The sequence below is a fragment of the Amycolatopsis suaedae genome (assembly GCF_004214935.1).
GTDB lineage: Bacteria > Actinomycetota > Actinomycetes > Mycobacteriales > Pseudonocardiaceae > Amycolatopsis > Amycolatopsis suaedae.
In genome coordinates, this window is record NZ_SFCC01000025.1 from 37,226 (window position 1) to 62,992 (window position 25,767).

At 71.5% G+C, this 25,767-nt stretch carries 27 protein-coding genes; 17 read left to right on the forward strand and 10 right to left on the reverse strand.

What is annotated here, in order from left to right; genetic code table 11:
• Nucleotides 1–23: 23 nt before the first annotated feature.
• Nucleotides 24–986, reverse strand: a complete 963-nt coding sequence (gene ctaC, locus EWH70_RS34450) for an aa3-type cytochrome oxidase subunit II (RefSeq protein ID WP_165436542.1) — start codon at nt 984–986, stop codon at nt 24–26.
• Nucleotides 987–1,126: 140 nt separating this feature from the next.
• On the opposite strand from ctaC, the gene asnB reads away from it, so the two are divergent.
• Complete coding sequence (gene asnB, locus EWH70_RS34455) at nt 1,127–3,061, forward strand: asparagine synthase (glutamine-hydrolyzing) (protein ID WP_130479792.1); 1,935 nt, start codon at nt 1,127–1,129, stop codon at nt 3,059–3,061.
• A 51-nt stretch (nt 3,062–3,112) separates the two neighbouring features.
• Here the strand turns inward: asnB and EWH70_RS34460 are convergent, their stop codons facing one another.
• Nucleotides 3,113–4,102, reverse strand: a complete 990-nt coding sequence (locus EWH70_RS34460) for a carbohydrate kinase family protein (protein ID WP_130479793.1) — start codon at nt 4,100–4,102, stop codon at nt 3,113–3,115.
• A gap of 155 nt (nt 4,103–4,257) precedes the next feature.
• On the opposite strand from EWH70_RS34460, the gene EWH70_RS35730 reads away from it, so the two are divergent.
• The gene (locus EWH70_RS35730; RefSeq protein ID WP_165436543.1) at nt 4,258–4,428 is read left to right on the forward strand and encodes a hypothetical protein; all 171 of its coding nucleotides are present in this window, start codon (nt 4,258–4,260) and stop codon (nt 4,426–4,428) included.
• A gap of 60 nt (nt 4,429–4,488) precedes the next feature.
• On the opposite strand, the gene EWH70_RS34465 is transcribed toward EWH70_RS35730, so the two are convergent.
• Nucleotides 4,489–4,851: a HesB/IscA family protein gene (locus tag EWH70_RS34465; protein WP_130479794.1), complete on the reverse strand. Its 363-nt coding sequence runs from the start codon at nt 4,849–4,851 to the stop codon at nt 4,489–4,491.
• Nucleotides 4,852–5,013: 162 nt separating this feature from the next.
• Here EWH70_RS34465 and EWH70_RS34470 point away from each other — a divergent pair, with 162 nt between their 5' ends.
• Both EWH70_RS34470 and EWH70_RS34475 read left to right on the forward strand, forming a co-directional pair.
• Nucleotides 5,014–5,667 (forward strand): DUF3043 domain-containing protein, encoded by a 654-nt coding sequence (locus EWH70_RS34470; RefSeq protein ID WP_130479795.1) that lies wholly within the window; start codon nt 5,014–5,016, stop codon nt 5,665–5,667.
• Between the two features lie 42 nt (nt 5,668–5,709).
• Entirely contained in the window at nt 5,710–6,699 is a 990-nt protein-coding gene (locus tag EWH70_RS34475) for an aldo/keto reductase family protein (protein WP_130479796.1), read from the forward strand.
• Nucleotides 6,700–7,153: 454 nt separating this feature from the next.
• Here EWH70_RS34475 and EWH70_RS34480 read toward each other — a convergent pair whose 3' ends face one another.
• Complete coding sequence (locus tag EWH70_RS34480; protein ID WP_240687385.1) at nt 7,154–7,828, reverse strand: IspD/TarI family cytidylyltransferase; 675 nt, start codon at nt 7,826–7,828, stop codon at nt 7,154–7,156.
• 38 nt (nt 7,829–7,866) lie between these two features.
• On the opposite strand from EWH70_RS34480, the gene EWH70_RS34485 reads away from it, so the two are divergent.
• Nucleotides 7,867–8,877, forward strand: a complete 1,011-nt coding sequence (locus EWH70_RS34485) for a nicotinate-nucleotide--dimethylbenzimidazole phosphoribosyltransferase (protein WP_130479797.1) — start codon at nt 7,867–7,869, stop codon at nt 8,875–8,877.
• 89 nt (nt 8,878–8,966) lie between these two features.
• On the opposite strand, the gene EWH70_RS34490 is transcribed toward EWH70_RS34485, so the two are convergent.
• Complete coding sequence (locus tag EWH70_RS34490) at nt 8,967–10,070, reverse strand: branched-chain amino acid aminotransferase (RefSeq protein ID WP_130479798.1); 1,104 nt, start codon at nt 10,068–10,070, stop codon at nt 8,967–8,969.
• A 75-nt stretch (nt 10,071–10,145) separates the two neighbouring features.
• On the opposite strand from EWH70_RS34490, the gene EWH70_RS34495 reads away from it, so the two are divergent.
• The gene (locus EWH70_RS34495; protein ID WP_130479799.1) at nt 10,146–10,439 is read left to right on the forward strand and encodes a hypothetical protein; all 294 of its coding nucleotides are present in this window, start codon (nt 10,146–10,148) and stop codon (nt 10,437–10,439) included.
• On the opposite strand, the gene EWH70_RS34500 is transcribed toward EWH70_RS34495, so the two are convergent.
• The gene (locus tag EWH70_RS34500; RefSeq protein ID WP_130479800.1) at nt 10,365–11,057 is read right to left on the reverse strand and encodes a ribonuclease FAU-1 family protein; all 693 of its coding nucleotides are present in this window, start codon (nt 11,055–11,057) and stop codon (nt 10,365–10,367) included. The genes EWH70_RS34495 and EWH70_RS34500 overlap by 75 nt on opposite strands.
• Complete coding sequence (locus tag EWH70_RS34505; RefSeq protein WP_130479801.1) at nt 11,041–11,997, reverse strand: hypothetical protein; 957 nt, start codon at nt 11,995–11,997, stop codon at nt 11,041–11,043. Before EWH70_RS34505 ends, EWH70_RS34500 begins: the two co-directional genes overlap by 17 nt.
• A gap of 72 nt (nt 11,998–12,069) precedes the next feature.
• Here EWH70_RS34505 and EWH70_RS34510 point away from each other — a divergent pair, with 72 nt between their 5' ends.
• Together EWH70_RS34510 and EWH70_RS34515 are read left to right on the forward strand one after the other, a co-directional pair.
• Entirely contained in the window at nt 12,070–13,569 is a 1,500-nt protein-coding gene (locus EWH70_RS34510; RefSeq protein ID WP_130479802.1) for a leucyl aminopeptidase, read from the forward strand.
• Nucleotides 13,570–13,592: 23 nt separating this feature from the next.
• Nucleotides 13,593–14,552, forward strand: a complete 960-nt coding sequence (locus tag EWH70_RS34515; RefSeq protein WP_338078629.1) for an SMI1/KNR4 family protein — start codon at nt 13,593–13,595, stop codon at nt 14,550–14,552.
• Here EWH70_RS34515 and EWH70_RS34520 read toward each other — a convergent pair.
• Nucleotides 14,549–14,920, reverse strand: coding sequence for an oxidoreductase (locus EWH70_RS34520; RefSeq protein ID WP_130479804.1), 372 nt, complete (start codon nt 14,918–14,920; stop codon nt 14,549–14,551). The two genes, EWH70_RS34515 and EWH70_RS34520, sit on opposite strands and share 4 nt — an antisense overlap.
• Nucleotides 14,921–15,114: 194 nt before the next feature.
• Between EWH70_RS34520 and lpdA the strand changes: the two genes are divergently transcribed.
• The 7 genes from lpdA (at nt 15,115) to lipB (ending at nt 22,286) form a co-directional block, all read left to right on the forward strand.
• Nucleotides 15,115–16,488 (forward strand): dihydrolipoyl dehydrogenase, encoded by a 1,374-nt coding sequence (lpdA, locus tag EWH70_RS34525; RefSeq protein WP_130479805.1) that lies wholly within the window; start codon nt 15,115–15,117, stop codon nt 16,486–16,488.
• A gap of 53 nt (nt 16,489–16,541) precedes the next feature.
• Nucleotides 16,542–18,284 (forward strand): 2-oxoglutarate dehydrogenase, E2 component, dihydrolipoamide succinyltransferase, encoded by a 1,743-nt coding sequence (gene sucB, locus EWH70_RS34530; RefSeq protein ID WP_130479806.1) that lies wholly within the window; start codon nt 16,542–16,544, stop codon nt 18,282–18,284.
• A gap of 124 nt (nt 18,285–18,408) precedes the next feature.
• A complete protein-coding gene (locus EWH70_RS34535) occupies nt 18,409–19,497 on the forward strand; it encodes a serine hydrolase (RefSeq protein ID WP_130479807.1) in 1,089 nt (362 codons plus the stop codon).
• An 18-nt stretch (nt 19,498–19,515) separates the two neighbouring features.
• Nucleotides 19,516–19,983: an ArsR/SmtB family transcription factor gene (locus tag EWH70_RS34540; protein ID WP_130479808.1), complete on the forward strand. Its 468-nt coding sequence runs from the start codon at nt 19,516–19,518 to the stop codon at nt 19,981–19,983.
• Between the two features lie 37 nt (nt 19,984–20,020).
• Nucleotides 20,021–20,902 carry a TIGR01777 family oxidoreductase gene (locus EWH70_RS34545; protein ID WP_130479809.1) on the forward strand — a complete coding sequence of 294 codons (882 nt, stop codon included), beginning with the start codon at nt 20,021–20,023 and terminating at the stop codon, nt 20,900–20,902.
• Entirely contained in the window at nt 20,899–21,525 is a 627-nt protein-coding gene (locus EWH70_RS34550; protein ID WP_130479810.1) for a phosphatase PAP2 family protein, read from the forward strand. The genes EWH70_RS34545 and EWH70_RS34550 overlap by 4 nt, the downstream gene beginning before the upstream one ends.
• 11 nt (nt 21,526–21,536) lie before the next feature.
• Complete coding sequence (gene lipB, locus EWH70_RS34555; protein ID WP_130479811.1) at nt 21,537–22,286, forward strand: lipoyl(octanoyl) transferase LipB; 750 nt, start codon at nt 21,537–21,539, stop codon at nt 22,284–22,286.
• Nucleotides 22,287–22,359: 73 nt separating this feature from the next.
• Here the strand turns inward: lipB and EWH70_RS34560 are convergent, their stop codons facing one another.
• Complete coding sequence (locus EWH70_RS34560) at nt 22,360–23,295, reverse strand: LLM class F420-dependent oxidoreductase (protein ID WP_130479812.1); 936 nt, start codon at nt 23,293–23,295, stop codon at nt 22,360–22,362.
• Between the two features lie 158 nt (nt 23,296–23,453).
• Nucleotides 23,454–24,059 carry a TetR/AcrR family transcriptional regulator gene (locus tag EWH70_RS34565; protein WP_130479820.1) on the reverse strand — a complete coding sequence of 202 codons (606 nt, stop codon included), beginning with the start codon at nt 24,057–24,059 and terminating at the stop codon, nt 23,454–23,456.
• A 112-nt stretch (nt 24,060–24,171) separates the two neighbouring features.
• On the opposite strand from EWH70_RS34565, the gene EWH70_RS34570 reads away from it, so the two are divergent.
• Both EWH70_RS34570 and EWH70_RS34575 read left to right on the forward strand, forming a co-directional pair.
• Nucleotides 24,172–24,675, forward strand: a complete 504-nt coding sequence (locus EWH70_RS34570) for a hypothetical protein (protein WP_130479813.1) — start codon at nt 24,172–24,174, stop codon at nt 24,673–24,675.
• Between the two features lie 19 nt (nt 24,676–24,694).
• Complete coding sequence (locus EWH70_RS34575; RefSeq protein ID WP_130479814.1) at nt 24,695–25,642, forward strand: oxidoreductase; 948 nt, start codon at nt 24,695–24,697, stop codon at nt 25,640–25,642.
• The last annotated feature ends 125 nt before the right edge of the window (nt 25,643–25,767 follow it).

The window sequence follows — 25,767 nt, forward strand, 5'->3', positions numbered from 1 at the left end:
TCGATGCTGCGAGCCGGTGGGGCTCAGGACGCGGTCCGCGCGGTGCGGTCGGTGTTGAACGGCTGCGTGGTCACGGCCTGCGGCGCGCACAGCTCACCACAGTTCATCGCCTGCAGCGCCTCGGCGGCGGTGTGCGGCTTGCCGGTCGCCGGGTTCACCTGCTGGCGCAGCCGCAGGTAGTTGTCGAACTTGTCCGGCGACAGCGCCCGCACCTCGAAGTTCATCACCGCGTGGTAGGTACCGCACAGCTCGGCACAGCGGCCGACGAACGAGCCCTCACGGTCGATCGTGTTCTGGAACGACGGGTCCTGGTTGTTCTTCTTCGGCATCGGCATGACGTCGCGCTTGAAGTGGAACTCCGGCACCCAGAACGAGTGGATGACGTCGGTGGACTCCAGGTTGTACTGGATCGTCTTACCGGTCGGCAGCACCAGCAGCGGGATCTCCGTGGAGCTGCCCACGGTGCTCACCTGCTGCTCGCCGGGAACGGCCGGGTTCGTGTCGGTGCCCGGGTAGCGGAACTCCCAGTTCCACTGGAACGCGATCACGTCGACCGTGGTATCCGGGTTGTCCTTCTTGTCCAGCACCGACCGCTCGGTGGTGGTGGTGAAGAAGAACAGCACCACGACCATGATCACCGGAACGACGACGCAGAACAGCTCCAGCGGCATGTTGTACTGGAACTGCCTGGGCAGCTCCTCCGGCGAGCCGTCCGCGGTCTTCTTGCGACGGTGGAACGCGACGGTCCAGAAGATCAGCGCCCAGACGATCACGCCGACCGCCAGGGCCGCGATGACCGACCAGGTCCACAGTTCCCGCATCTTCTCGGCCTGCGGGGTGACGCCCTCCGGCCAGCCGAACCGCAGCACCTCGTCGGCGGAGCACCCGCTGACCCCCACGGTCACCAACCCCGCCAGCGCCGCCACCCTGGCGACCCTGCCGACCCTCGACCGCCGGCTAGCCGGGGTGCGCTCTGCAACGCCCACTGCGCAGTGCCTCCTCGCCCGATCTCTCTGACACGCGGAGCCTAGCCCAGTTGCGAGGCCCTCCCGACCAAGGGGTAACCCAATGGGAGCGGCATACTGGGCCACTCAAGCCCCGAATCCGACGTGAGGTGTGAAGACGCGTGTGCGGCCTGCTGGGACTGGTGTGTGCCACCGAAGAAGAAGCCGTGCAGGCGCGGGACGCGGTCCAGGCCGCGTTGCGGTGCCAGCGGCACCGCGGTCCCGACGAGTCCGACACCTGGGCCGACGCCGAGGTCGTCTACGGCTTCAACCGGCTGGCGTTCATCGACGTCGACCACTCGCACCAGCCGCTGACCTGGGGACCGCCGGAGGCACCCGGCCGGTACACGCTGAACTTCAACGGTGAGATCTACAACTACCAGGAGCTGCGGGAGCGGCTGGCGGCCGAGCACGGCGCCAAGTTCGCCACCGAGGGCGACGGCGAGGCCATCGTCGCCGCCTACCACTACCTGGGCCGCGAGTCGGTGTCCCAGCTGCGCGGCATGTTCGCCTTCATCATCTGGGACTCGGAGAGCAAGGTCGTCTTCGGCGCGCGTGACCCGTTCGGGATCAAGCCGCTGTTCTACTCGTCCGGTCCGGGCGGCACGGCGTTCTCCAACGAGAAGAAGAGCCTGCTGGAGCTGTCCGGCGTGCTCGGCGTCGCCGAGGAGCTGGACCGCACCGCGCTCCAGCACTACCTGACCCTGCAGTACGTGCCCGAGCCGGAGTCGCTGCACACCGGGATCAGGCGGATCGAGTCCGGCACCAGCTTCACCGTCACCCCGGGTGGCGAGCTGAAGACCGAGCGCTACTTCTTCCCCGCGTTCAACCCGAAGCCGGTCTCCGGCGAGCGGGAGGCCGCCGAGCTGCACGAACGCATCTCACAGGTGATGCAGGACTCGGTGGCCAAGCACATGATCGCCGACCCGGACATCACCGTCGGCGCGTTCCTGTCCGGCGGCATCGACTCCACCGCGACCGCGGCGCTGGCCAAGCGGCACAACCCGAACCTCATCGCGTTCACCACCGGCTTCGAGCAGGAGGGATACTCCGAGGTCGACGTCGCGGCCGAGTCGGCGGAGGCCATCGGCGTCCGGCACGTCGTGCGGACGGTGTCGGCCGACGAGATGATGGAGGCGCTGCCGCTCATCGTCTGGTACCTCGACGACCCGGTGGCCGACCCGGCGCTGGTGCCGCTGTGGTTCATCGCCCGTGAGGCCCGCAAGCACGTCAAGGCGGTGCTGTCCGGCGAGGGGTCGGACGAGCTGTTCGGCGGCTACACGATCTACCGCGAGCCGTTGTCCCTGGCCAACTTCGAGAAGATCCCCGGCGCGGTCCGCTCCCTGCTGGGCAAGGTGTCGGCGAAGATCCCGGAGGGCACGCGGGGCAAGGACCTGCTGCGGCGTGGCTCGCTGACGCTGGAGGAGCGCTACTACGGCAACGCCCGCATCTTCCGCGAGGACCAGCTGCGCGGTGTGCTGCGGAACTTCGCCGACGGCGTCGGGCACCAGGACGTCACCGCTCCCTGGTACCGGCAGTCGGCGGGCTGGGACCCGGTGGCGCGGATGCAGCACGTCGACCTGTTCACCTGGCTGCGCGGCGACATCCTGGTCAAGGCCGACAAGATGACCATGGCCAACTCGCTGGAGCTGCGGGTGCCGTTCCTCGACCCCGAGGTGTTCAAGGTCGCGGCCACCATCCCGCTCGACCAGAAGATCACCAGGGATACCACCAAGTACGCCCTGCGCAGGGCGCTGGACGGCATCGTGCCCGCGCACGTGCTCAACCGCCGCAAGCTGGGCTTCCCGGTGCCGATCCGGCTGTGGCTGCGCACCGAGATGTACGACTGGGCGCGCGGGATCGTGTCCGACTCCAAGACCGACGACCTGCTCGACAAGACCGCCGTGCTGCGGCTGCTGGAGGAGCACAAGGCCGGCACGCTGGACCACAGCAGGCGCATCTGGGCACTGCTGGTGTTCATGATCTGGCACGGGATCTTCGTCGAGCACCGCATCAAGCCCGAGGTGCCCGAGCCGCAGTACCCGGTCCGCCTCTGAACGGAAAGAGGGGGTGTCACGCCAGCGAGACACCCCCTCCGCCGGCAGGAATCAGACCGGCAGCGCGGCGCCGATCTCCTCAGCGGCGTCCGGGCCGAACGTCTCGCCCAGCCGCTTGAGGGCGTCGTCGCGGTCGAAGGTCCACTCCTGACCGCCGACGGTCTCCAGGACGAGCACGGCGATCATGGACCCGAGCTGGGCTGCCCGCTCGATGGCCAGGCCGTGGCCGAGCCCGGCGAAGAACCCGGCGCGGAAGCCGTCGCCGATGCCGGTGGGGTCGGCCTTGGTGTTCTCCGCTACCGAGCCGACCGTCAGCGACAGCCCGTCGCCGGACACGATCTCGACGCCCTTGGCACCGAGCGTGGTGACCCGCATGCCGACGCGGGACAGCACGTCCGCCTCGGTCCAGCCGGTCTTCTGCAGCAGCAGCTCCCACTCGTAGTCGTTGCTGAACAGGTACTTCGCGCCGGTGACGAAGTCACGCGCCTGCGCGCCGTCCATCCTGGCGATCTGCTGCGAGGGGTCGACGGCGAAGTCGAAGCCGCGCTGACGGCACTCGGCGGCGTGACGGAGCATGGCGTCCGGGTCGTCCGGGCTGATCAGCACGACCTCGAAGCCGCCGACGCGCTCGGCGATCGGGCCCAGCTCGATGTTGCGGGCCTCGGCCATGGCGCCGGCGTAGAAGGTGGCGATCTGGTTGATGTCCTGGTCGGTCGTGCAGACGAACCGGGCGGTGTAGGCGACCTCGGAGACGTGCACGCCCGCGGTGTCGACGCCGTTGCGCTCCAGCCAGGAGCGGTAGTCGTCGAAGTCGGAGCCGACCGCGCCCACGAGCACCGGCTTCGCACCCAGCTGACCGAGGCCGAAGGCGATGTTCGCGCCGACGCCGCCGCGGCGGACGACCAGGTCGTCGGCGAGGAAGCTCAGCGAGACGCGGTGGAGCTGGTCCGCGACGAGCTGTTCAGTGAATTTGCCTGGGAAGTGCATCAGATGGTCGGTCGCGATGCTTCCGCATACCGCTATCCGCGCGTTGGCTGTCACCGGGTCTCCTCGAAGGCTGTAGTTGGCTCGGTCAGGCCGATCGAGCCCGGAGCTACCTGGCGGTAATTACCCATCCGGGTAGTTCGGGCACGCCCAGCCGACACTACCGGCAGGTACCGGTATCCCCATGGCCTGAACGGTGCCAGTCTGACCGGGTGAGCACTTTCCCGGAGGCCGAGACCCTCGACGAGCTGATCGCCGACTGCGCCGACATCCCCGGTGGCCTGCATGCCACCGCCGCGCTGCCCGCACCACGAGCCCCTCGGCCGTGGACCGTCGACGACGCCTGCCACGCCCAGGTCGCCGACGCCGACGAGTACGTGTAGTTCGCGCAGACGAAAGGGGCGCCGGTCGGCTGACCAGCGCCCCTTTCGTGCGTCAGAGGCTCAGTGGAAACTATCACCGCAGGCGCAGGAGCCGGTGGCGTTCGGGTTGTCGATGGTGAAACCCTGCTTCTCGATGCTGTCGACGAAGTCGATGACGGCGTCGGTGACGTACGGCGCGCTCATCCGGTCCACGGCCACCTGAAGGCCGTCGAAGTCGCGGAACAGGTCCCCGTCGAGGGTGCGCTCGTCGAAGAACAGCTGGTAGCGCAGACCCGCGCAGCCTCCGGGCTGGACGGCGATGCGCAGGTGCATGTCGTCGCGGCCCTCCTGCTCGAGCAGGGCCTTCGCCTTGGCCGCGGCGGCCTCGGTCAGGGTGACGCCGTGTGTGGCCTCGGCGGCGCCCGTCTGCTCAGCGGTCGTCATGGCTCTCCTCAATGTCGTGCACCTGTGGCTACAACGGTGTCAACACTCGCGCGGCCCGATCTGTTCCGCACCTTCCATGGTGACATACGTCCGGCGCGTGCCGCCGCCACCGTGTCCGGTACCGCCCGATTCCGCTCAGGTGACCTGGAATACCCTGGACAGGTGAGGTTCCTGCGCCGCAACAGCAACACAGCCACCGACAACGACGCCGAGGGCTCGGTCGAGGTCGCCGAGGAGGTCACGCCCCAGCCGAAGGCGTACACCCCCGGCAAGGGCAGGGCCACACCCAAGCGCCGGGAGGCGGAGAACAAGCGTCGCGGCCCGGTCGCGCCGCCCCCTCGCACCACCCGCGAGGCCATCAAGCGCAACCGTGAGCTGCGCAAACAGAACCCGGTGAGCAAGGAAGAGCGCCGCGCGGCCGCCAGGGAGCGGCGTGAGCGGATGATGGCCGGCGACGACAAGTACCTGATGCCGCGCGACCGCGGTCCGGTCAAGGCGTACGTGCGCGACCTGGTCGACTCCAAGCGCAACCTGCTCGGGCTGTTCATGCCGCTGGCGATTGTGGTGTTCGTCGCACTCCTGGTGCCGTACCCGATCGTCCAGCAGTACGCGACGATCCTGTGCACCGTGATGCTGCTGGGCATGATCCTGGAGGGCGTGCTCAACGGCCGCCGGGTGGCCAGGCAGGTGCGGGAGAAGTTCCCGGACGAGCTGGTCAAGGGCCGGTCCATCGGCTGGTACGCGTTCATCCGCGCGAGCCAGATCCGCAAGCTGCGGGTGCCCAAGCCGCGGGTCAGCCCCGGCGACGCCGTCTGACGGGTCGTTAGCAAGGCGAACGATGTCGGCTAGGCTGCTGACATGGAGTTTCGTCGTCTCGGCCGTAGCGGCCTGTCCATCAGTGAGATCTCGTACGGCAACTGGCTGACGCACGGTTCGCAGGTCGAGGAGGAGCAGGCCCAGGCCTGCATCAAGGCGGCGCTGGACGCCGGCATCACCACGTTCGACACCGCCGACGTCTACGCGAACACCGCCGCCGAGTCGGTGCTCGGCCGCGGGCTGGCCGGCCAGCGCAGGGAGAGCCTGGAGATCCTCACCAAGGTCTACTGGCCGACCGGCCCCAAGGGGCCCAACGACAAGGGCCTGTCCCGCAAGCACATCATGGAGTCGGCGCACGCGTCGCTGCGGCGGCTCAAGACCGACTACGTCGACCTCTACCAGGCGCACCGCTGGGACGAGACGGTGCCGCTGGACGAGACCATGGTCGCCTTCGCCGACCTGGTCCGGCAGGGCAAGGTCCTCTACGTGGGCGTGTCGGAGTGGACCGCCGAGCAGATCACCAGGGGTGCCGCGCTGGCCCGTGAGCTGAACATCCCGCTGGTGTCCAACCAGCCGGAGTACAACGCGCTGTGGCGCGTGATCGAGGCCCAGGTCGTCCCGGCGTCGGAGCGGGAGGGGCTGAGCCAGATCGTCTTCTCGCCGATCGCGCAGGGGGTGCTGACCGGCAAGTACAAGCCCGGCCAGCCGCTGCCGGAGGGTTCGCGGGCCACCGACGAGAAGGGTGGCGCGCGGATGATCACGAACCACCTGCGCGACGAGGTGCTGGAGCGGGTGGCGAAGCTGGAGCCGCTGGCCGCCGAGGCCGGCCTGTCGATGGCCCAGCTCGCGGTGGCGTGGGTGCTGCAGAACCCGAACGTCGCCTCGGCGATCATCGGCGCGTCGCGGCCCGAGCAGGTGCACGAGAACGTCAAGGCCGCCGGTGTCCGCCTGGAGCCGGAGCTGCTGGCCAAGATCGACGAGGCGCTCGACGGCGTGATCGAGCGTGACCCCTCGCTGACGCGGACGCCCTAGAAGCTCGTGAAGGCCACCTTCATCACGTGAGACGTCAGGGCCCCGGCAAGTCGGGTGGCGGTCAGCCGAGGTGGCTGGTTTCGAGCGTGGAACTCGTGTACCGGAAGGTAGAACTCGCGTGCCGGAATGCAGAACTCGCGTGCGTGAGTGCAGAACTCATGATGTGGATCGGGTTCTCACCCGGTGCCGGTCGGACGTGTGTGAACGGCCCGTTCGCGCGAGTCCTCCGTTCCCGACCCGCGAGTCGACCGTTGCGGACCCGCGAGTTGCACGTTCCCGCCGCCCCGGTCCCGCTGACTGGCACGCCGGTTCCAGATCGCGGGACGAACCCGTCCTCGCCTGGCCGAACGGGCCGCCCGCGCTAACCTGCCGGGCCGGGCCGGAACGCGAATGACGCGCTCCCGACCACCCGACTTTGCCGGAGCCCTGACGTGAGACGTAATGAAGGTGGCCTTCACGTGCCTCGGGCCAGCAGGCGCTCGGCGATGGGCAGGTCGTGGGCGTAGGTGATCTTGATGTTGCGCTCGTCACCGGGAACGCGGCGGACCGGCACGTCCGCGTACTGCTGCATGCAGGAGGCCGTGTCGGTGCCGGTGAAGCCGTCGCGTTCCGCGGCCAGGTAGGCCGCCAGCAGTGGCGCGGCCGGGAAACCCTGCGGCGTCTGCACCCGGACCGCCCCGGTCAGCGGCCTGCCCTCCGCCGTGGCCAGGTCGTGTGCCTCGACGCCCGGTACGGCACCGCCGTGCCGGGCCGCCGCGAGGACGTCGGCCACCAGCGTGCGGCTGACCAGCGGGCGGGCGCCGTCGTGGATCAGGACCGTGTCGATCTCACCGGCGCCGATCCGCCCGGCCAGCTGCCGCAGGGCACACAGTTCCGACTCCTGCCGGGTCGCCCCGCCGTGCACCACCTCGACGCCGGGCCCCGCCAGCGGGGCGGCCAGCCCGGCGTCCCGCGGGCGGATCACCAGGACCACCGTGCCGATGCCCGGGGCGCCGGCGAACGCCGCCAGCGACCAGGCGAGCACCGGCCGGCCGGCCAGCGGCAGGTACACCTTGTTCAGCTCGGCGCCCACCCTGGTTCCCGAACCGCTCGCCAGCACGACGGCCGCGGCGGTTTGTCGTTCTGCCACAACAAAAGAGCATACGGCCGCCGGTGTAGCGTGACCGCGTGGACGACTTCTCCGACCTGCCCTTCCCCGACGAGGTCGCCAGGGCAGCGGCCACCGGCCCGCACTCCCGCTCGCTCGGCAGGCTCGCGGAGCTGGGCGCCTGGCTCGCGGCCTGCCAGGGGCAGGCCCCGCCGCGGCCGGTCGCCCGGGCCCGGGTGGTGGTGTTCGCCGCCGACCACGGGATCGCCGCCCGCGGCGTGTCCGCCCGCTCCCCCGAGGCGACGGCGCGGCTGGTCGAGGCTGCCCTCGACGGCACCGGCCCGACCGCGACGCTGGCGGCCGGGGCGGGGGCGACGGTGCGCGTCGTCGACGTCGGGGTGGACAGCGACGGGGACGGCGAGTTCAAGGTGCGCCGCGGCTCGGGCAGCATCGACACCGAGGACGCGCTCACGGCCGACGAGGCGAGCGCCGCCGTCCGGGCCGGAATGGCCGTCGCCGACGCCGAGGTCGACAGCGGCGCCGACCTGCTCGTGCCCGCCGAGTTCGGCGTCGGCTCCACCACCCCGGCCTCCGTGCTCGTGGCCGCGCTGACCGGTGCGGAGCCGGTGGCCGTCGTCGGCCGCGGCTCCGGTATCGACGACCGGGCATGGATGCGCAAGGCCGCCGCCGTCCGCGACGGCCTGCGCCGCGCCAGGGGTTCGGTCAACGACCCGCTCGGCCTGCTGGCCACCGTCGGCGGAGCCGACCTGGCGGCGCTGGCCGGCTTCCTCGCCCAGGCCGCCAAACGACGGACGCCGGTGCTGCTGGACGGCCTGGTGGTCGGCGCGGCCGCCCTGGTGGCCGAGGAGCTGGCGCCCGGCGCACGCGGCTGGTGGAAGGCCGCCCACCGCGGCGCCGAGCCCGCTCACGCACTGCTGCTGGAGCACCTCGACCTGGAGCCGGTGCTGGAGCTGGGCATCCAGGCCGGCGAGGGCACCGGTGCGCTGACGGCGCTGCCGCTGCTGCTGCAGGCGGCGCGGCTGGCCGCCGAGACCGCGGCGGTGGCCCCGGTCTTCGACGACGTCACCTGAGCGGCAGAGCACGTGAAGGCCACCTTCATTACGTGAGACGTACTGAAGGTGGCCTTCACGTGCTTTGAGCCGGGGCCGAGGACGCCGGGTCAGATCAGGCGGTGCATCCAGCCGTGCGGGTCAGGGCGGGTGCCCTCCTGGATGCCGACCAGCTCGGACCGCAGCTTCATCGTGAGCGGGCCGGGCTCGCCACCGGACATGGTGAACTCGCCGCCCTCGTGCCGGACCGTACCGACCGGCGTGATGACCGCGGCGGTGCCGCAGGCGAACACCTCGGTCAGTTCACCCGAGCGGGCAGCCTTCTCCCACTCGTCGGTGGAGATCCGCCGTTCCTCGACCCGGTGCCCGAGGTCGGCGGCCAGCCGCAGCAGCGAGTCCCTGGTGACGCCCGGCAGCAGCGACCCGGTCAGCTCCGGCGTCACCACCTTCGCGTCGTCGCCCGAGCCGAAGACGAAGAACAGGTTCATCCCGCCCATCTCCTCGACCCAGCGGCGCTCGACGGCGTCCAGCCAGACCACCTGGTCACAGCCCTTCTCGACGGCCTGGGCCTGCGCCACGAACGACGCGGCGTAGTTACCGGCGCACTTGGCGAAGCCCGTCCCGCCCGGCGCGGCACGCACGTACTCGGTGGACAGCCACACGCTCACCGGCTTGACCCCGCCGGCGAAGTACGAACCGGCCGGGGAGGCGATGACGCTGTACAGGTACTCCGTGGCCGGGGCGTTCACGCCCAGCCCCACCGAGGTGGAGATCATGAACGGCCGCAGGTACAGCGACTCGCCCTGCTTGGTCGGCACCCAGCGGGCGTCGACCTCCAGCAGCGCGCGCAGCGACTCCAGGAAGTACTCGTCGGGCAGCTCCGGCATGGCCATCCGGGCGGCCGAGCGACGGAAGCGGGCTGCGTTGGCGTCGGCGCGGAACGAGGCGATGGTGCCGTCCGGCTGACGGTAGGCCTTCAGCCCCTCGAAGATGGCCTGCGCGTAGTGCAGCACCGACGTCGCCGGGTCCAGCGACAGCGGCTGGTACGGTCCGACCTCGCCGCCGTGCCAGCCCCGCTCGGTGTCCCACTTCATGGTGACCATGTGGTCGGTGAAGTTCACGCCGAACCCGGGCGCGGCCAGTACCTGCGCTACCCGCTCGTCGCTGGCGGGCGAGCTGTGGGTGACACGGGTGAAGGGCGCGATGGTCGTCATGGGTAGAACGATAACTCTTAGTTGGACGTCAGAGTATTCCGCGCCCCCTGACCACTCCGACTACGATGTGAACTCGTGACCCACGACGTGAAGTCCAACAGCGTGACCGCAGGCACCGGCTCGGACGTGAAGACGTTCTTCGCCGCGCTGCTGCTCACGTTCGCCTCGGGCATGCTGATCCTGGTCGGCGCCCTGCTGATCGGGTTCTTCGGCGGCTTCCTCGGTGTCGTCGGCGTCGTGCTCGGCCTGATCTGGTGGCGCAGCGCCAACGGCAAGATGTTCCCGCGCGACCTGTCAACCGGCGCCATGGTCAGCGCGACGGCCGCCGCCGTCGGCCTCAGCCTGCTGGCCTGGCTCATCTACAGCTGACTCGGGCAGCTCCGGCACCGGCCACGCCGGGTCCGGCCGGAAGTCGGTCCAGCTGCCGTCGAACGGGAACCGGCCAGCCTCGGCCAGCTCGATCAGCCGCTCCCCCTCCTGCCGCAGCCGGACCAGCCACTTGGCGGTGAGCCTGCCCGCCGCGACGGCGGCCTCCGCCTCGTCCTCGTCCTTCCACCGCCAGGTCCGGTCGGGCGCGATCGCCACGTCGAGCACGCCGTCCACCCGGTCCGGACCGCTGGCCGTCCGGCCCAGCGGCACCTCCAGGTTGACGTACCAGCCGGTGAACTCCCCGGTCTCGGCGAAGAACCACCACACCGACGACCACTCGTCGTCCGGGATCCGGCGCAGCGTGGACGTGCCGCGCCAGACGTCCAGCCGCGAGTACCGCGGCAGCCGGAACCGCTGCTCCAGCGGCGCCTCGCGCAGCGAACGGCCGTCGGCGAGCTTGCTGCTGGTGATGGGCGTTCCCGCGGGCATCCAGCCGAGCAGCACGCCGCCGTTGTCGGAGATCACCCGCAGCGGGTGCAGCCTGCCGACGCTGGAGTCCGGACGGAGGAATCGTTCGACGACCGTGTGCCCGGCCGGCCAGTCATCCGGTGTCGGCATACCGAATACGGTACCGGTGCGCGGCCACTCCGAGCAGGGCCACGGCGGCACCGATGACCATGGCGGCGAGCGGCAGGGTCGCCAGCAGCCCCAGCGCTCCGGCGGCCGCGACGGCCGGACGTGCCGCGAGGCCCGAGCGCAACTCGACCACCGCGCCGACGAGGATCTCGGCCAGCACCACCACGGCGGCCACCTGGACCGACGCGAGCGGGTCGAGCAGCAACGCCGCCGGCACTGCCGCGGCCCCACCCGCCACGGGCCACCACGACGGGCCGGTGCCGGTGGACCGCAGTGCCGCGACGGCGGCGGCCACCACCGCCAGCACGATCACGGCACCGAACCCGGTACGCAGCACCGCGGCGTCGGCGGCGCCGAGCAGGTCGGCGGGTGCGGTCACCGACAGGCCCAGCCGCACCGGGCCGAGCTGGTAGAGCGCCACGGCACCGACGGCCAGCAGCACGCCCACGGCAAGCCACCAGCGTCGCGCCCCGGCCAGCAACGGGACGGCCAGCGCGGCGGCGAGCGGCACCCCGGCGGGGCCGGCGACCGGCCCAGGGACCGAGTCGACCGGCTCCACCGCCAGCCCGACGGCCACCAGCGCCAGCGTGGCCGCGGTCAGCACGCCGACGGCCACCAGCCCGCCGTGCCGCAACCGCCCGGCGGCCACGGCGAGCAGGCTCGCCGCCACGACGAACCCGGCCTCGGCCAGCGGCTGATGGCCGGGAACCAGGTAGGCGGCGAAGGCGGCCGACACCAGCGGGACGACGGCCCAGCGCGCGGCCAGCGACACCCCGTGCCGCACCGGGTGATCGGGTGCGGGAGCCACCGCGACGAGCAGGCAGGCGAGGACGCCGGCGGCGAGCAGCCACCACCCCGCGGCGGCGGCCATCGGGGCCAGCGTCACGAGCAGTCCGGCCCAGACGGTCACGGGGACCAGCATGTCATTAGCATGGCTCACAATCCGACCGGGTGACGAAGCCCGGCGCAGCCGCGACGAAGCGAGAGGTGAGGCGTGCCCAAGCTGGCCCTATCCGAGAACTCCGATGCAGCATTGGCCAAGACCAAGGCCGAGGCCCTGGTGATCGGCACCGTGCAGGGTGAGGACGGCCTGGCACTGGCCCCCGGCGCCCAGACTGTCGACGCCGCGTTCGACGGCAAGCTCACCGAGATCCTCGGCTCGCTCGGCGCCACCGGCAAGGCCGAGGAGGTCGTGAAGCTGCCGACGCTGGGCCGCACCGCGGCCGCCGTCGTGCTCGCCGTCGGTCTCGGCAAGCCCGGCCCCGACGGCGAGATCGAGCCCGAGCGGGTCCGGCGGGCCTCCGGCGCGGCGGCCCGGGCGCTGGCCGGTACCGGCCGCGCGCTCACCACGCTGTCCGAAGTGGACCTGCAGGCCGCGGTCGAGGGCACCGTCATGGGTGCCTACACGTTCACCGCCTACCGGTCCGAGGCCGGGGACGCCCCGGTGTCCACTGTGGACGTCGCGAGCCCGGCCGAGGGTACGGCCAAGCAGCACCGGGCCACACTGAAGGCGGCGACCGCCATCGCCGAGGCGGTGACCACCGCGCGGGACTTCATCAACACCCCGCCCAACGACCTGTACCCGGCCTCGTTCGCCGAGCGTGCCCGCAAGCTGGCCGAGGCGAACGGCCTCGACTTCGAGGTGCTCGACGAGAAGCAGCTCAAGCGCAAGGGTTTCGGCGGCATCCTCGGCGTCGGCGGCGGGTCCTCCCGGCAGCCGAGGCTGGTGCGGCTGGCTTACAAGGGCAGCAAGCCGGTGAAGAAGGTCGCGCTCGTCGGCAAGGGCATCACGTTCGACTCCGGCGGCATCTCGATCAAGCCCGCCGCGAACATGGACCACATGACCTCGGACATGTCCGGGGCCGCGGGCGTGCTCGCCTCGGTGGTGCTGGCCGCGAAACTGAAGTACCCGCTGGAGGTCATCGCCTACCTGCCGCTGGCGGAGAACCTGCCCTCGGGCGCCGCCTACCGTCCCGGTGACGTGCTGACCATGTACGGCGGCAAGACCGTCGAGGTGCTCAACACCGACGCCGAGGGCAGGCTGGTGCTGGCCGACGCAATCGTGCGCGCGGGCGAGGACGACCCGGACTACCTGATCGAGACCTCGACGCTGACCGGCGCGCAGGTCGTGGCGCTGGGCAACCGCACCGCCGGGATCATGGGCTCGGACGAGTTCCGCGACCGCGTCGCGACGCTGGCCAGGGCCACCGGCGAGGGCGGCTGGGCGATGCCGCTGCCCGAGGAACTGCGTGGCGAGCTCGACTCGCGGCTGGCCGACCTGGCCAACGTCACCGGCCAGCGCTGGGGCGGCATGCTCGTGGCCGGCGTGTTCCTGCGTGAGTTCGTGCCTGCCGACCTGCCGTGGGCGCACATCGACATCGCCGGGCCGTCGTTCAACACCGGCTCGCCGTGGGGCTACACCGGCAAGGGCGGCACCGGCGTCCCGGTCCGCACGATCGCCGCGGTGCTGGCCGACATCGCCGAGAACGGCTGACGATGGAGTGGGTGGAGCCGGCCGTGCGCACAGTGCTCACGGCCGGCCCCGCCGAGGTCGACGGCGAGATCGCGCACTGGGCGCTGCTGCTGGCGGGCAGCGGGTACGCCGCCGACTGCGACCGGCTGGTCCGGGCGTGGCTGACGACGACCGGCCGGTCCGTCACGGCGCTGGCCGACGGCCCGCTGCGCGCGAGGGCCTGGGCGATGCTGTTCGACGCCAGGGGCCAGCGTCCCGGCTGGGCCGACCCGCTGCCGCCCCTGGACCTGCGGGCCGAGCAGGAGCGGCACCGCGCCCACCTGGCTCGCCCGCCCGACGAGACACCGGCCGCGCGGCTGCTGTCCGGGCCGTCCCGGCCCGATCCCGCGCGGGCCGCGGTGGCCGAGGCCGACCGCTTCGCGGTGGCCGGACGGACCGAGCAGGCCGTCGACTGCCTGCGCCGCTGGGCCGCCGTGCGGTCCCGGCCGGACTTCACCCTGCCCGCGGGCTGCCGTCCGCTGGCCGGGCTGCTGGCCGGCGGCGCCAACCCGCTGGACCTGTCCGCCGACGAGGCCGCCCGCTGCACGGGCGACCTCGTGGCGGCGCTGCACCGCAGGTATCCGGCGCCGGCCGTCGACTGGCCGGAGCTGATCCACCGGATCGCCGAGCTGCGTGAGCTGGACCTGCCGGAGCCCGCGTCCGAGCGGGCGCTCGCGGAGGCGTCGGCGCGGATCGGCAGGCCGCTGCCCGCCGACTACTTGACGTTCCTGCGGACCTGCGACGGCCTGCCCGGCGACGAGGTGTTCCCCCGGCTGCTGAGCGCCGCCGAGCTGCGGCCGTCCCCCGGCGGGGTGATCGAGATCGCCGAGCGCGTGAACGGCACGGTGCTGGCGCTGGCGGGTGAGCGGTGGGTGGTCGTCGAGGTCGACCCGGTACTCGGCACGACCACACATCCGGGCTTCCGTGCGCTGCTCGAACGGCACCTGGCGTTGCTCGAACGTTAGTTGTCCGGCTGCTGGCGTTTTTTCAGCAGCTTCTGCCGCTCGGTGTACTCCCGCATCCGCTTCGGGTAGCCGACCTTGGCGACCTCGTAGACCGGGATGGAACGCTTGCGGCCGAACTGCTGGGCGGCCTCCAGGCTGTCGATGCGGCGGCGGGTCCACTCCCCGTCGTGTGCGATCAACACCACGGTGGTCTCCGTCACGGTCGTCCGCGGCTCGACGTAGGCCTCCACCCCGGTGCGCTCGGCTGCCCAGGAGTCCAGATGCTGGGTGTCGGAGGAGGTGGCCTTACGCAGCGTGCCCGGCCTGCCCGAGCCCTTACTGCCCTTGCCACCCTTGCCCCGCCCGCGCAGCGAGTCGAAGAGCCCCATGTCGAACTGCCTCCTTCCCACTCCCCGTTCCGGGTTCATTATTCCGGTTGTCCGGTCTCGCCGGTGTGAGTACCCGGAAGCCTCGGTCGCGTCGGTTCGAGACGAGGTGACAAGATGGCGGGAGTCGCGCGTGTGCACACTCGCGCGCGCGAGCGAAGCGAGCACTATCACCGAGCTCCCGAGGAGTTATGAACGTGACCGACACCTCCGCCGACCTCGTGATCCTTGGTGGCGGCTCGGGCGGCTACGCCGCCGCGTTCCGCGCGGCCGAGCTGGGCCTCTCCGTCACCCTGATCGAGAAGGACAAGCTCGGTGGGACCTGCCTGCACCGCGGCTGCATCCCCACCAAGGCCCTCCTGCACGCGGCGGAGGTCGCCGACACGGCGCGCGACGGCGAGCAGTTCGGCGTGAAGACCACGTTCGACGGCGTGGACATCGCCGGGGTCAACAAGTACAAGGACGCGATCATCTCGCGCCTGTACAAGGGCCTGCAGGGGCTGGCGAAGTCGCACAAGGTCAACCTCGTCGAGGGCAGCGGCACGTTCGTCGGCGGCACCACCGTCGAGGTGGAGGGCACCCGCTACACCGGCAAGAACGTCATCCTGGCGACCGGCTCGTACTCGCGGACGCTGCCCGGGCTGGAACTCGGTGGCCGCATCATCGCCAGCGAGCAGGCACTGGCCCTGGACTACGTGCCGAAGAAGGCCGTCGTGCTCGGTGGCGGCGTGATCGGCGTCGAGTTCGCCAGCGTGTGGGCCTCGTTCGGCACCGAGGTGACGATCGTCGAGGCGCTGCCCCGGCTGGTCCCCGCCGAGGACGAGTTCGCGTCCAAGCAGCTGGAGCGGGCCTTCCGCCGCCGCAAGATCGCGTTCAAGACCGGCGTGAAGTTCACCGGCGCCAAGCAGGACGACAACGGCGTGAGCGTGTCGCTGGAGTCCGGCGAGACGCTGGAGGCCGACCTGCTCCTGGTCGCCGTCGGCCGCGGTCCCAACACCGCGGGCCACGGCTACGAGGAGGCGGGCGTCACCATGGACCGCGGGTTCGTGCTGACCGACGACCGGCTGCGCACCAACCTGCCGAACGTCTACGCCGTCGGCGACATCGTCCCCGGCCTGCAGCTCGCGCACCGCGGGTTCGCCCAGGGCATCTTCGTTGCCGAGGAGATCGCCGGGCTCGCCCCGCGCGCGATCGACGAGGCAGGCATCCCCCGGGTCACCTACTCGCACCCCGAGGTCGCCTCGGTCGGCCTCACCGAGGCGCAGGCCAAGGACAAGTACGGTTCGGACGTGGTCACCTTCACCTACGACCTCGGCGGCAACGGCAAGAGCCAGATTCTCAAGACTTCCGGCGCGATCAAGCTCGTGAAGGCGCCGGACGGGCCGGTCGTCGGCCTGCATCTCGTCGGCGACCGCGTCGGTGAGCTGATCGGCGAGGCACAGCTGATCTACAACTGGGAGGCGTTCCCGGAGGACGTCGCCCCGCTCATCCACGCGCACCCGACGCAGACCGAAGCCCTCGGCGAAGCACACCTTGCCCTGGCCGGCAAGCCACTGCACGTCCACAGCTGACGTCCACGGCACCAACAGACAAACCAGCACACTTTCAAGGGAGTCAGCGAACGATGGCGTACTCCGTCACATTGCCGGAGCTCGGCGAGAGCGTCACGGAGGGCACCGTCACCCGGTGGTTGAAGCAGGAGGGTGACCGTGTCGAAGTGGACGAGCCGCTACTGGAGATCTCCACCGACAAGGTCGACACCGAGGTCCCGTCCCCGGTTGCCGGCACCGTGCAGCGAATCGTCGCCCAGGAGGACGAGACCGTCGAGGTCGGCGGCGAACTCGCGGTGATCGACGACGGGTCGGGCGGTGGCGAGCAGGCCGCCGCGCCCGAGCAGCCGGCGCAGGCCGAGCAGCAGCCCGAGCCGCAGCCGGAACCCGAGCCCGAGCCCGAGCAGCGTGCGGAGCAGCCCGCTCCCAGCGCCCCGTCGGGTGGCGGGTCCGCGCAGGGCACCCCGGTGACCCTGCCGGAGCTGGGTGAGAGCGTCACCGAGGGCACGGTCACCCGCTGGCTCAAGCAGGTCGGCGACACCGTCGAGGTGGACGAGCCGCTGCTGGAGATCTCCACCGACAAGGTCGACACCGAGGTCCCGTCGCCGGTCGCCGGCACGGTCCTGGAGATCAGCGCGGGCGAGGACGAGACCGTCGAGGTCGGTGGCCAGCTCGCGGTGATCGGCGCCGCCGGTGCGGCGCCCGCCCAGCAGCAGGCGCCTGCCCCGCAGCCGGAGCCCAAGCAGGAGGCCCCGCGCGAGGAGCCCAAGCCCGAGCCGAAGCCGGAACCGAAGCCCGAGCCCGCGCCGCAGCCCGCGCCCCGGCAGGAGGCGCCGCCGCAGCCGAAGCCCGAGCCGAAGCAGGAGTCGTCCGGCAGCACGCCGTACGTCACGCCGCTGGTGCGCAAGCTGGCTTCCGAGCACGACATCGACCTGGCGTCGCTGAACGGCAGCGGCGTCGGCGGGCGGATCCGCAAGCAGGACGTCCTGGCCGCGGTCGAGGCGAAGCAGAAGCAGGCCCCGGCCCCCGCCGCACCGTCCGCCCCGGCTGCCTCCGCGCCGAGCGCGCCGGCTCCGGCGGCCGACAAGTCGGCGCTGCGCGGCACCGTCCAGAAGGCCAACCGCATCCGGCAGATCACGGCGACGAAGACCAAGGAGTCGCTGCAGGTCTCGGCGCAGCTGACCCAGGTGCACGAGGTCGACGTCACCAAGATCGCCCAGCTGCGGCAGCGGGCGAAGGCGGCGTTCCGCGAGCGGGAGGGCATCAACCTCACGTTCCTGCCGTTCTTCGCCAAGGCCACGGTGGAGGCGCTCAAGCAGCACCCGAACGTCAACGCCTCCTACAACGAGGAGACGAAGGAGATCACCTACCACGGTGCCGTGCACCTGGGTATCGCGGTGGACACCGACAAGGGTCTGCTGTCGGTGGTCATCCACGACGCGGGTGAGCTGAACCTGGCCGGGCTGGCGCACAAGATCGCCGACCTGGCCGCGCGGGCCCGTAGCAACAGGATCAAGCCGGACGAGCTGACCGGTGGCACGTTCACCGTGACCAACATCGGCAGCAACGGCGCGCTGTTCGACACGCCGATCATCGTCCAGCCGCAGTCTGGCATGCTCGGCACGGGCGCCGTGGTCAAGCGGCCGGTGGTGATCAGCGACGCCGACGGCAACGACACCATCGCCATCCGGTCGATGGCGTACCTGCCGCTGACCTACGACCACCGCCTGGTCGACGGTGCCGACGCCGGCCGGTTCGTCACCACGATCAAGCAGCGCCTCGAGGAGGGCAACTTCGAGGACGAGCTCGGCCTGTAGCTCACAGCACGTGAAGGCCACCTTCATTGCGTCTCACGTAGTGAAGGTGGCCTTCACGTGTTTTAGGGCACCGCTGAACCACCTCTGTTATTCTGGAATTCCGGAATAACAGAGGGAGGACTTCATGGCGCTCACCCGCCGACAGGTGCTCGGGGCCGCAGCGGCCGCGGGCGCCGCCACGCTCGTGCCCACGGCCGCCCGCGCGGCCGCCCCACGCGGCTGGCTGGACTGGATCGCGGCCCACCGCGGCCAGGTCGCCGCCCTCGCCGACACCGGCGCGGGCACCCTGGCCCACCGCGAGCATGTCCCGCACCTGCTGGCGTCCACCGTCAAGGTCGTCCACCTCGCCGCCTACGCCACGGCCGTCGCCGAGGGCAGGCTCGACCCGGCCGAGCCGGTCCGGCTGGGCGACTGGGACAACCACTACCCCTACGTCGGCGACGGCGGTGCGCACCTGCAAGCCCTCACCGCACTGGGCATTCCGTACGGCGACCTGGGCACCGCACTGGACCCGGACCGGACGGTCAGCCTGGACACCCTCGCCGCGGCCATGATCGACTTCAGCGACAACGCCGCCCCGGACTACCTGCGCAGGCGCCTCGGCGAGTCCGCGCTGCACCGTGCGGCGGCCCGCGGCGGCTGGCACCGGCCGGACACCCGGTCGTTCCAGGGCGAGATCCTCCAGCTGGTGCTGCCCGAGCTGGCGGCCCCGGCCGGCGCACCGGCCGCGCTGCGCCGCCGCGTCGGCGACCGGCTGGCCCTGCGGTTCATCCGCGACCAGGCGTTCCGGCAGCACGTCGTGTCCCGCATCCCGGGCATGCCCAAGACACCCGACGAGCAGTGGCCGTCGGCCCGCGAGCACGCGAAGGGCACCGCGGCGGACCTGTTCGCCCTGCACCGGTCGATCGCCACCGGGAGCTACCCGGTGCCCGGCGCGCTGCCGGTACTGCGCGGGCACCTGGAACGGTCGCTGGCCGGGAAGCTGCCGCCCGGGGCGGTGGCCGTCGGTTTCAAGGGCGGCTCGCTGCCGAGGACGTTGAACATGGCCATGACCGTGCGCTGGCGCGACGGCCGGACCGGCGTCCTGGTGCTGCTGCTGCACGGCGTCACCGAGGCGGACATGGGCAACTCCGCCGCGCTCGGTGAGCTGTGCCTGGAGGTCCTGTCACGGCCGGAACGCCTCGCCGACCTGGCCCGCGCACTCGGCCACTGACCGGGCATGCTGTGCGGCATGCCAGACGACCTGCGTGACCGCGTCGCGGACCTGGAACGGCGGGTGGCCGCCCTCGAGGCGCCGGCGACCCCGGCCGCCGCGCCCGAGGGGGCCGGGCACATCACCTACAGCGGCAGGCTGGAGCGGCCGGCCGAACTGGCCTGGGACATCGCCCTCCACCCCGCCGCCGTGCTCGGACTGGACGACGCGCCGCGGGTCGAGGTGCTGGCGGCGCTGGCCCACCCGGTGCGGACGGCCATCGTCCGCGAGCTGGCCGAGAACGGCAGCCGGCCCGCCGCCGACCTGCAGACCGCGGCCGGGCTCGGATCCACCGGCCAGCTCTATCACCACCTCAAGGCGCTGACCAGCGCGGGAATCGTCGAGCAGGACGGGCGGGGCAGCTACCGGCTGCGCCCGGTCGCCACCGTGCCGACCCTGGTGCTGCTGGCCGCCGCGGCGGACGTCGCGGGCCAGCTCCGCACCTGAGGGTGCACGCGTGGACGCCGTACGCCACGATCGTGGCATGCGCGTACTACTCGCCGGATCGTCCGGATTGATCGGCGCCACCCTGGCCAGGTCGCTGACGGCCAACGGCCACGAGGTGCGCCGGCTGGTGCGCAGGGAGACCCGCGGCCCCGACGAGCGCAACTGGGACCCGCCCGCGGGCCGGATCGAGCCCGGGGCGTTCGACGGGGTGGACGCGGTGATCAACGTCGGCGGCGCGCCGATGGGGCTGCGCTGGAGCGCGGCCCGCAAGCAGATGATCGTCGACAGCCGCGTCGAACCGACCGAGGTGCTGGCCGACGCCGTCGCCGAGCACGGAATTCCCGTGCTGGTCAACGCGTCCGCCGTCGGGTTCTACGGCGACACCGGCTCGACGGTCGTCGACGAGACCGCCCCGAACGGCGAGGGCTTCCTCGCCGGGCTGGCCGCGCGCTGGGAGGCCGCCACCGCGCCGGCGGCCAAGGCTGGTGCCCGGGTGGTGCTCGCCCGCACCGGCCTGGTGATCAGCGGCGCCGGTGGCCTGCTCGGCACGTTGAAGCCGCTGTTCCTGCTCGGGCTGGGCGGCAGGCTGGGCGACGGCAAACAGTTCATGCCGTGGATCAGCCTGACCGACGAGGTGGCGGCGCTGGAGTTCGCCCTCACCCACGCGAAGGTGTCCGGCCCGGTCAACCTGACCGCGCCGACGCCGGTCACCAACGCTGAGTTCACCAGGGCGTTCGCCAGGGCGCTGGGCCGTCCGGCGCCGTGGTGGGTGCCCGGGCCCGCGTTGCGCGTCGCACTCGGCGAGCAGGCCGACGAGATGGCGCTGGTGAGCCAGCGTGCCGTTCCCGAGGTGCTGCGGGGTGCGGGTTTCCGGTTCACCCACACGGAACTGGACGCCGCGCTGGCGGACGAACTGTGACCCGCGCCCTGCGGACCCGCTGGGTCCTGTTCGGCGTCCTGCTGCTGGTGGCGTTCACCACACTCGGCATCGCGGTGCGGGTGCAACCGTGGGGGCTGGACGTGCTCGCGGCCGGAGCCTTCCACGGCGAGTTCGCCCGGCCGCTCGGCTGGACCGCGCAGATCCTCAGCGACGTGCTCGGCCCGGTCCTGCCGGTGACGCTGGGCATCACGCTGCTGGTGTTCGCCGCGTGGAGCTACCGGCGTGGCGACCGGCCCCGGGCGTGGCTGCTGGTGCGGCTCACCATCGTGCTGACGCTGTGCAGGCTGACCAGCATCGTGTTCAAGCCGCTGTTCGAACGCGACCGCCCGCGCGACTACCCGGACCTGAGTTACCCGAGCGGGCACGTCGTGTCGGTGGCCAGTACCGCGTTCGTGGCCGTGCTGGTCGCCGTGTGGCTGGCGCCCCACCTGCTGCGACGGGCCGTGCTGATCGCGGTGGCGGCGACGGTGCTGGCCGCGGCCTGCCGGATCGTGCTGACCGTGCACTGGCTGACCGACACCGTCGGCGCGGTGTTCGCCGTGGGTGGCGTCGGTCTGGTCGCGGCGGTGGCGCTGAAGTTGCTTCCGGCCAAGCCGGAGTAGCCTCTGTGGACGTGACCACCAATGCGACCGCGTCCTGCCGTGCCACCGCCGATCCGGTGGACGTGCGGGAGATCGGAACCATCGACTACCGCGCCGCGTGGGAACTGCAACGCGAGTACGCCCACGCCCGCGCGGACGGCACCGCCCCGGACACCATGCTCCTGCTGGAGCACCCCTCGGTGTACACGGCGGGCAAGCGCACCGAGCCCGCGGACCGCCCGGCCGACGGCACCCCGGTGATCGACGTCGACCGCGGCGGCAAGATCACCTGGCACGGTCCCGGCCAGCTGGTCGGCTACCCCATCGTCAAGCTCGCCGACCCGATCGACGTCGTGCAGTACGTCCGCCGCGTCGAGGAAGCCCTGATCACGGTGTGCGAGAGCTACGACCTGCCGGTCGGCAGGGTCGAGGGCCGCAGCGGGGTGTGGCTGCCCGCCGACGACCGCGGTCAGGAGCGCAAGATCGCCGCGATCGGGATCCGCGTGCAGCGTGGCGTGACCATGCACGGCTTCGAGCTGAACTGCGACGCCGACCTGCGGGCGTTCGACAAGATCGTCCCGTGCGGCATCCGTGACGCGGGGGTCACCTCGCTGTCGGTGGAGCTGGGCAGGAAGGTCACGGTCGACGAGGTCCTGCCCGCCACCCGGGACGCGGTGCTGGCCGCGCTGGAGGGCGACCTGCCGGTACGGGAGGACCGCTGGATCCCCCGCCCGGAGGCCGCCGCTCCGTCGGCACCCGGTGTCACGTTCGCGCTCAGCTGACCCGCCACACGGTCGGGCCGACTCAGGGGGCCCGACCGCGCCCGAACGAAGAGAGGGCAATTCAGCACAGCGCTCAGCTGAGTTTCGCCATGACCTCGGCCGCGATCAGCTCGACGTGGTCGAGGTCGGACAGGTCGAGCACCTGCAGGTAGACGCGGTTCACCCCGGCCTTGTCCTGCCACTGGCCGAGCTTGTCGACCACCTCGGCGGGGCTGCCGGCGAGGCCGTTGCGGCGTAGCTCGTCCGGCTCCCTGCCGATGGCCGCGGCACGCCGGGTGAACTCGGCGTCGTCGCGGCCGACGACCGCCACCTGCGCGACCGACGGCACGATCTCCGCCGGGTCCCTGCCGATCTCGGTCGCCGCCGCGCTCACCCGCTGGTACTGCGTGACGAACGTGTCGATGTCGGCGAACGGCAGGTTGAACTCGTCGGCGTAGCGGGCCGCCAGCGCGGGCGTGCGCTTCTTGCCGGTACCGCCGATGATCACCGGCGGCCGGGGCCGCTGCGCGGGCTTGGGCAGGGCGGGCGCGGCGGACAGCGTGTAGTACTGGCCTTCGTAGGAGAACGTCTGTCCCTCCGGTGTCTCCCACAGGCCGGTGACGATCGCCAGCTGCTCGCCGTAGCGGTCGAACCGCTCCTTGATCTCCGGCAGCGGGATGCCGTAGGCGGTGTGCTCGTCGGCGAACCAGCCCGCGCCGAGGCCGAACTCGACCCGGCCGCCGGACATCTGGTCGACCTGCGCGACGGAGATCGCCAGCGCCGAGGGGTGCCGGAACGTCGCGGCGGTGACCAGCGTTCCGAGCCGGATCCGCGAGGTCTCCCGCGCGAGACCGGCCAGGGTGATCCAGGCGTCGGTGGGGCCGGGCTCGCCGGACGCCGATCCCATCTTCAGGTAGTGGTCGGAGCGGAAGAACGCGTCGAAGCCCGCGTCCTCGGTGGCCTTGGCCACCCGCAACAGGTCGTCGTAGCTGGCCCCCTGCTGGGGCTCGGTGAAGATCCTCAGTTCCACACCAGTGACCCTAAGAGGCCGCGCGGATAGGGACGTGGGCGGGCGCCGCCCAGGCGGGCGATCTCCTGCGTTGTCGGGCAGGCGAGTACGGTCCAGTACGAGCCCTGCCCTCCGCCTTGGATCTCGCACACCTGGACACCGCCCGCTGATCCACGCCCCTATCCGCGCGGCCTCTCAGCCTTACGGATGCTGGACAGCAGCGTGACCAGAACCAGCTCCACCTCCGCGCCGACCGCCTTCGGCTCCGAGGACGCCGCGATCATCATCGCCGCCGACGACAACGCGCCGAACAGCAGCCGCGCGGTGGTCTCGATCGGGACCTCGTCCACCTCACCGGCCTCGACCAGGTCCTCCAGGCAGCCGCGGACCAGGCCGAAGCTGAAGTGGTCCTCGGCCTCCCGCCACCGTTCCCAGCCCATCACGACCGGGGCCTCGTGGATGACGATGCGCTGGTAGGTCGGCTCCTGGCACTGGTCGATGAACATCCGCAGCGCCGTCAGCGCCCGTTCCCACGGCGGCAGCGGCCCCCGGCGAATCGCCTCCAGCGGCGCCCGCACCTGAGTCTCCACCTCGTCGAACACCGCTTCGAACAACGCCTGCTTGCCGCTGAAATGGTGATAGAGAGCACCCTTGGTCACCCGTGCGCGTTTGGCCACCTCGTCGAGCGAGGTACCGGCGTAACCGCGTTTGGTGAACAGATCCGTGGCACTGTTGACCAGCGCAGTCCGTGTGGACTCCGAATAGTCTTCCCGCCTTGACCGCAATGTCGGCACCGCCGCAGCTTAAAGCAATCGTGATATGGTCTGCCCCATCTGGTCCATACCGAGAGTATGCCGCAAACCCGCGGTATGACGACGGTCACGAGAGGGGATCACGATGAGCTGGGGCGACTTCTACCGAAGGCGAGACATCCTGGCCGCACTCCTGCGCAACGCCGAGCGTGATCCGCACGCGCCGCTGCGACTGGAGGACGTGCCGGGCGCCGTGGCGTACTTCCGGGACGAGCCGTCGGCACTGCTGGCGCTGCACTACCGCTGGAGCCTGCTGCTCGGCGGCCGCGTGCGGACCGAGCTGTGCGACGCCGACGACGCGCTGGACGCCGTCCGCACGGCCTGGCAGGCCACCGTCGCCGAGCACGGCACGCTGTACGCGGTGCTCGACGCCGGCGCGCGCCGTCACCCCGAGGCGCTGGCACCGGCGCTGGAGAACGAGCGGCGCATGCTCGCCGACGCCGCCCAGCTGACCGGCCCCGCCGAGCCCGCCGTCGACGCCTCCCGCGTCGGCGCGGCACTGGAAAGCCTGCTGCGCGCGACGCCCGCACCGGCGCCCCGCCGCTGCACCGCGGCCGCCCTCTGGCGGCGGCTGGCCCCCAGCACCTGACCCCGGTTAGCTGTACGACATGGACTTCTGGACCGAAGACGACATTCCCGACCAGACGGACCGCACCGTGCTGGTCACCGGTGCCAACTCCGGTCTGGGGCTGCGCACGGCCACCGTGCTGGCCGGCAAGGGAGCACGAATCCTGCTGGCCTGCCGCTCGGCCGAACGCGGCCGCACCGCACTGACGACTGTCCGGGCCGCCGCCGTCGGCGCGGAGCCGGAGCTCGTCTCCCTTGACCTGGCCGACCTCGCCTCGGTCCGCGCCGCGGCGGAGACCGTCCGCGCGAGCACTGGCGACCGGCTCGACGTCCTGGTCAACAACGCCGGACTGATGATGGTGCCCAGGGGACGCACCGTCGACGGGTTCGAGACCCAGTTCGGCACCAACCATCTCGGCCACGCCGCCCTGACCTGGCTGCTCATGCCCGCTCTGCGTGGTGGCAAGGACGCGCGGGTCGTCACGGTGTCGAGCGTGGCCGCCCACGCCGGCCGGATCGACCTCGACGACCCCAACTACGAACGCCGGCGGTACCTCCCCACCACCGCCTACGGGCAGTCGAAGCTGGCCAACCAGGTGTTCGCCCTGGAACTGGACCGCAGGCTGCGGGCCGCGGGGGACGAGGTGATCAGCGTCGCCGCCCACCCCGGCTACACGTCGACCGGCCTCGGCTCCGGGATGGCGAGTTCCTACCGCCACCCGGTGATCCGGGCCGTACTCGCGGCGGGCAACAAGGCGGGCGAGCTGCTGTTCGCCCAGGGCACGCGGATGGGCACACTCCCCCAGCTCTACGCGGCGACCGCCCCGCAGGTCCGCGGCGGCGACTACATCGGCCCGCACCGCCTCGGCGGCGCCCGCGGCTACCCCGTCGCCGTACGCCCGCTCCGCAGCGCGCTCGACCCTGCGACCGGCGCCGGCTTGTACCAGCTCAGCGCCACGATGACGGGAATCACGCCCGACCCTCGGTGAGTCTGACGTGATCGGCCGGTCGGCGTAGTGTGAACCGCGTGAGTGCATCCCCGGACGGGCGGAAGTTGTTGCGGCTGGAGGTTCGTAACAGTCAGACGCCGATTGAGAAGAAGCCGTCGTGGATT

Bases quoted from the DNA above. Each gene is read 5' to 3' on its own strand.
- EWH70_RS34575 (WP_130479814.1), top strand. From the start codon at position 24,695: ATGGACTTCTGGACCGAAGACGACATTCCCGACCAGACGGACCGCACC.
- EWH70_RS34545 (WP_130479809.1), top strand. From the start codon at position 20,021: ATGCGCGTACTACTCGCCGGATCGTCCGGATTGATCGGCGCCACCCTG.
- sucB (WP_130479806.1), top strand. From the start codon at position 16,542: ATGGCGTACTCCGTCACATTGCCGGAGCTCGGCGAGAGCGTCACGGAG.
- EWH70_RS34475 (WP_130479796.1), top strand. From the start codon at position 5,710: ATGGAGTTTCGTCGTCTCGGCCGTAGCGGCCTGTCCATCAGTGAGATC.
- EWH70_RS34540 (WP_130479808.1), top strand. From the start codon at position 19,516: ATGCCAGACGACCTGCGTGACCGCGTCGCGGACCTGGAACGGCGGGTG.
- EWH70_RS34465 (WP_130479794.1), bottom strand. From the start codon at position 4,851: ATGACGACCGCTGAGCAGACGGGCGCCGCCGAGGCCACACACGGCGTC.
- EWH70_RS34535 (WP_130479807.1), top strand. From the start codon at position 18,409: ATGGCGCTCACCCGCCGACAGGTGCTCGGGGCCGCAGCGGCCGCGGGC.
- EWH70_RS34500 (WP_130479800.1), bottom strand. From the start codon at position 11,057: ATGCCGACACCGGATGACTGGCCGGCCGGGCACACGGTCGTCGAACGA.
- EWH70_RS34520 (WP_130479804.1), bottom strand. From the start codon at position 14,920: ATGGGGCTCTTCGACTCGCTGCGCGGGCGGGGCAAGGGTGGCAAGGGC.
- EWH70_RS34570 (WP_130479813.1), top strand. From the start codon at position 24,172: ATGAGCTGGGGCGACTTCTACCGAAGGCGAGACATCCTGGCCGCACTC.
- EWH70_RS34490 (WP_130479798.1), bottom strand. From the start codon at position 10,070: ATGACGACCATCGCGCCCTTCACCCGTGTCACCCACAGCTCGCCCGCC.
- EWH70_RS34505 (WP_130479801.1), bottom strand. From the start codon at position 11,997: ATGCTGGTCCCCGTGACCGTCTGGGCCGGACTGCTCGTGACGCTGGCC.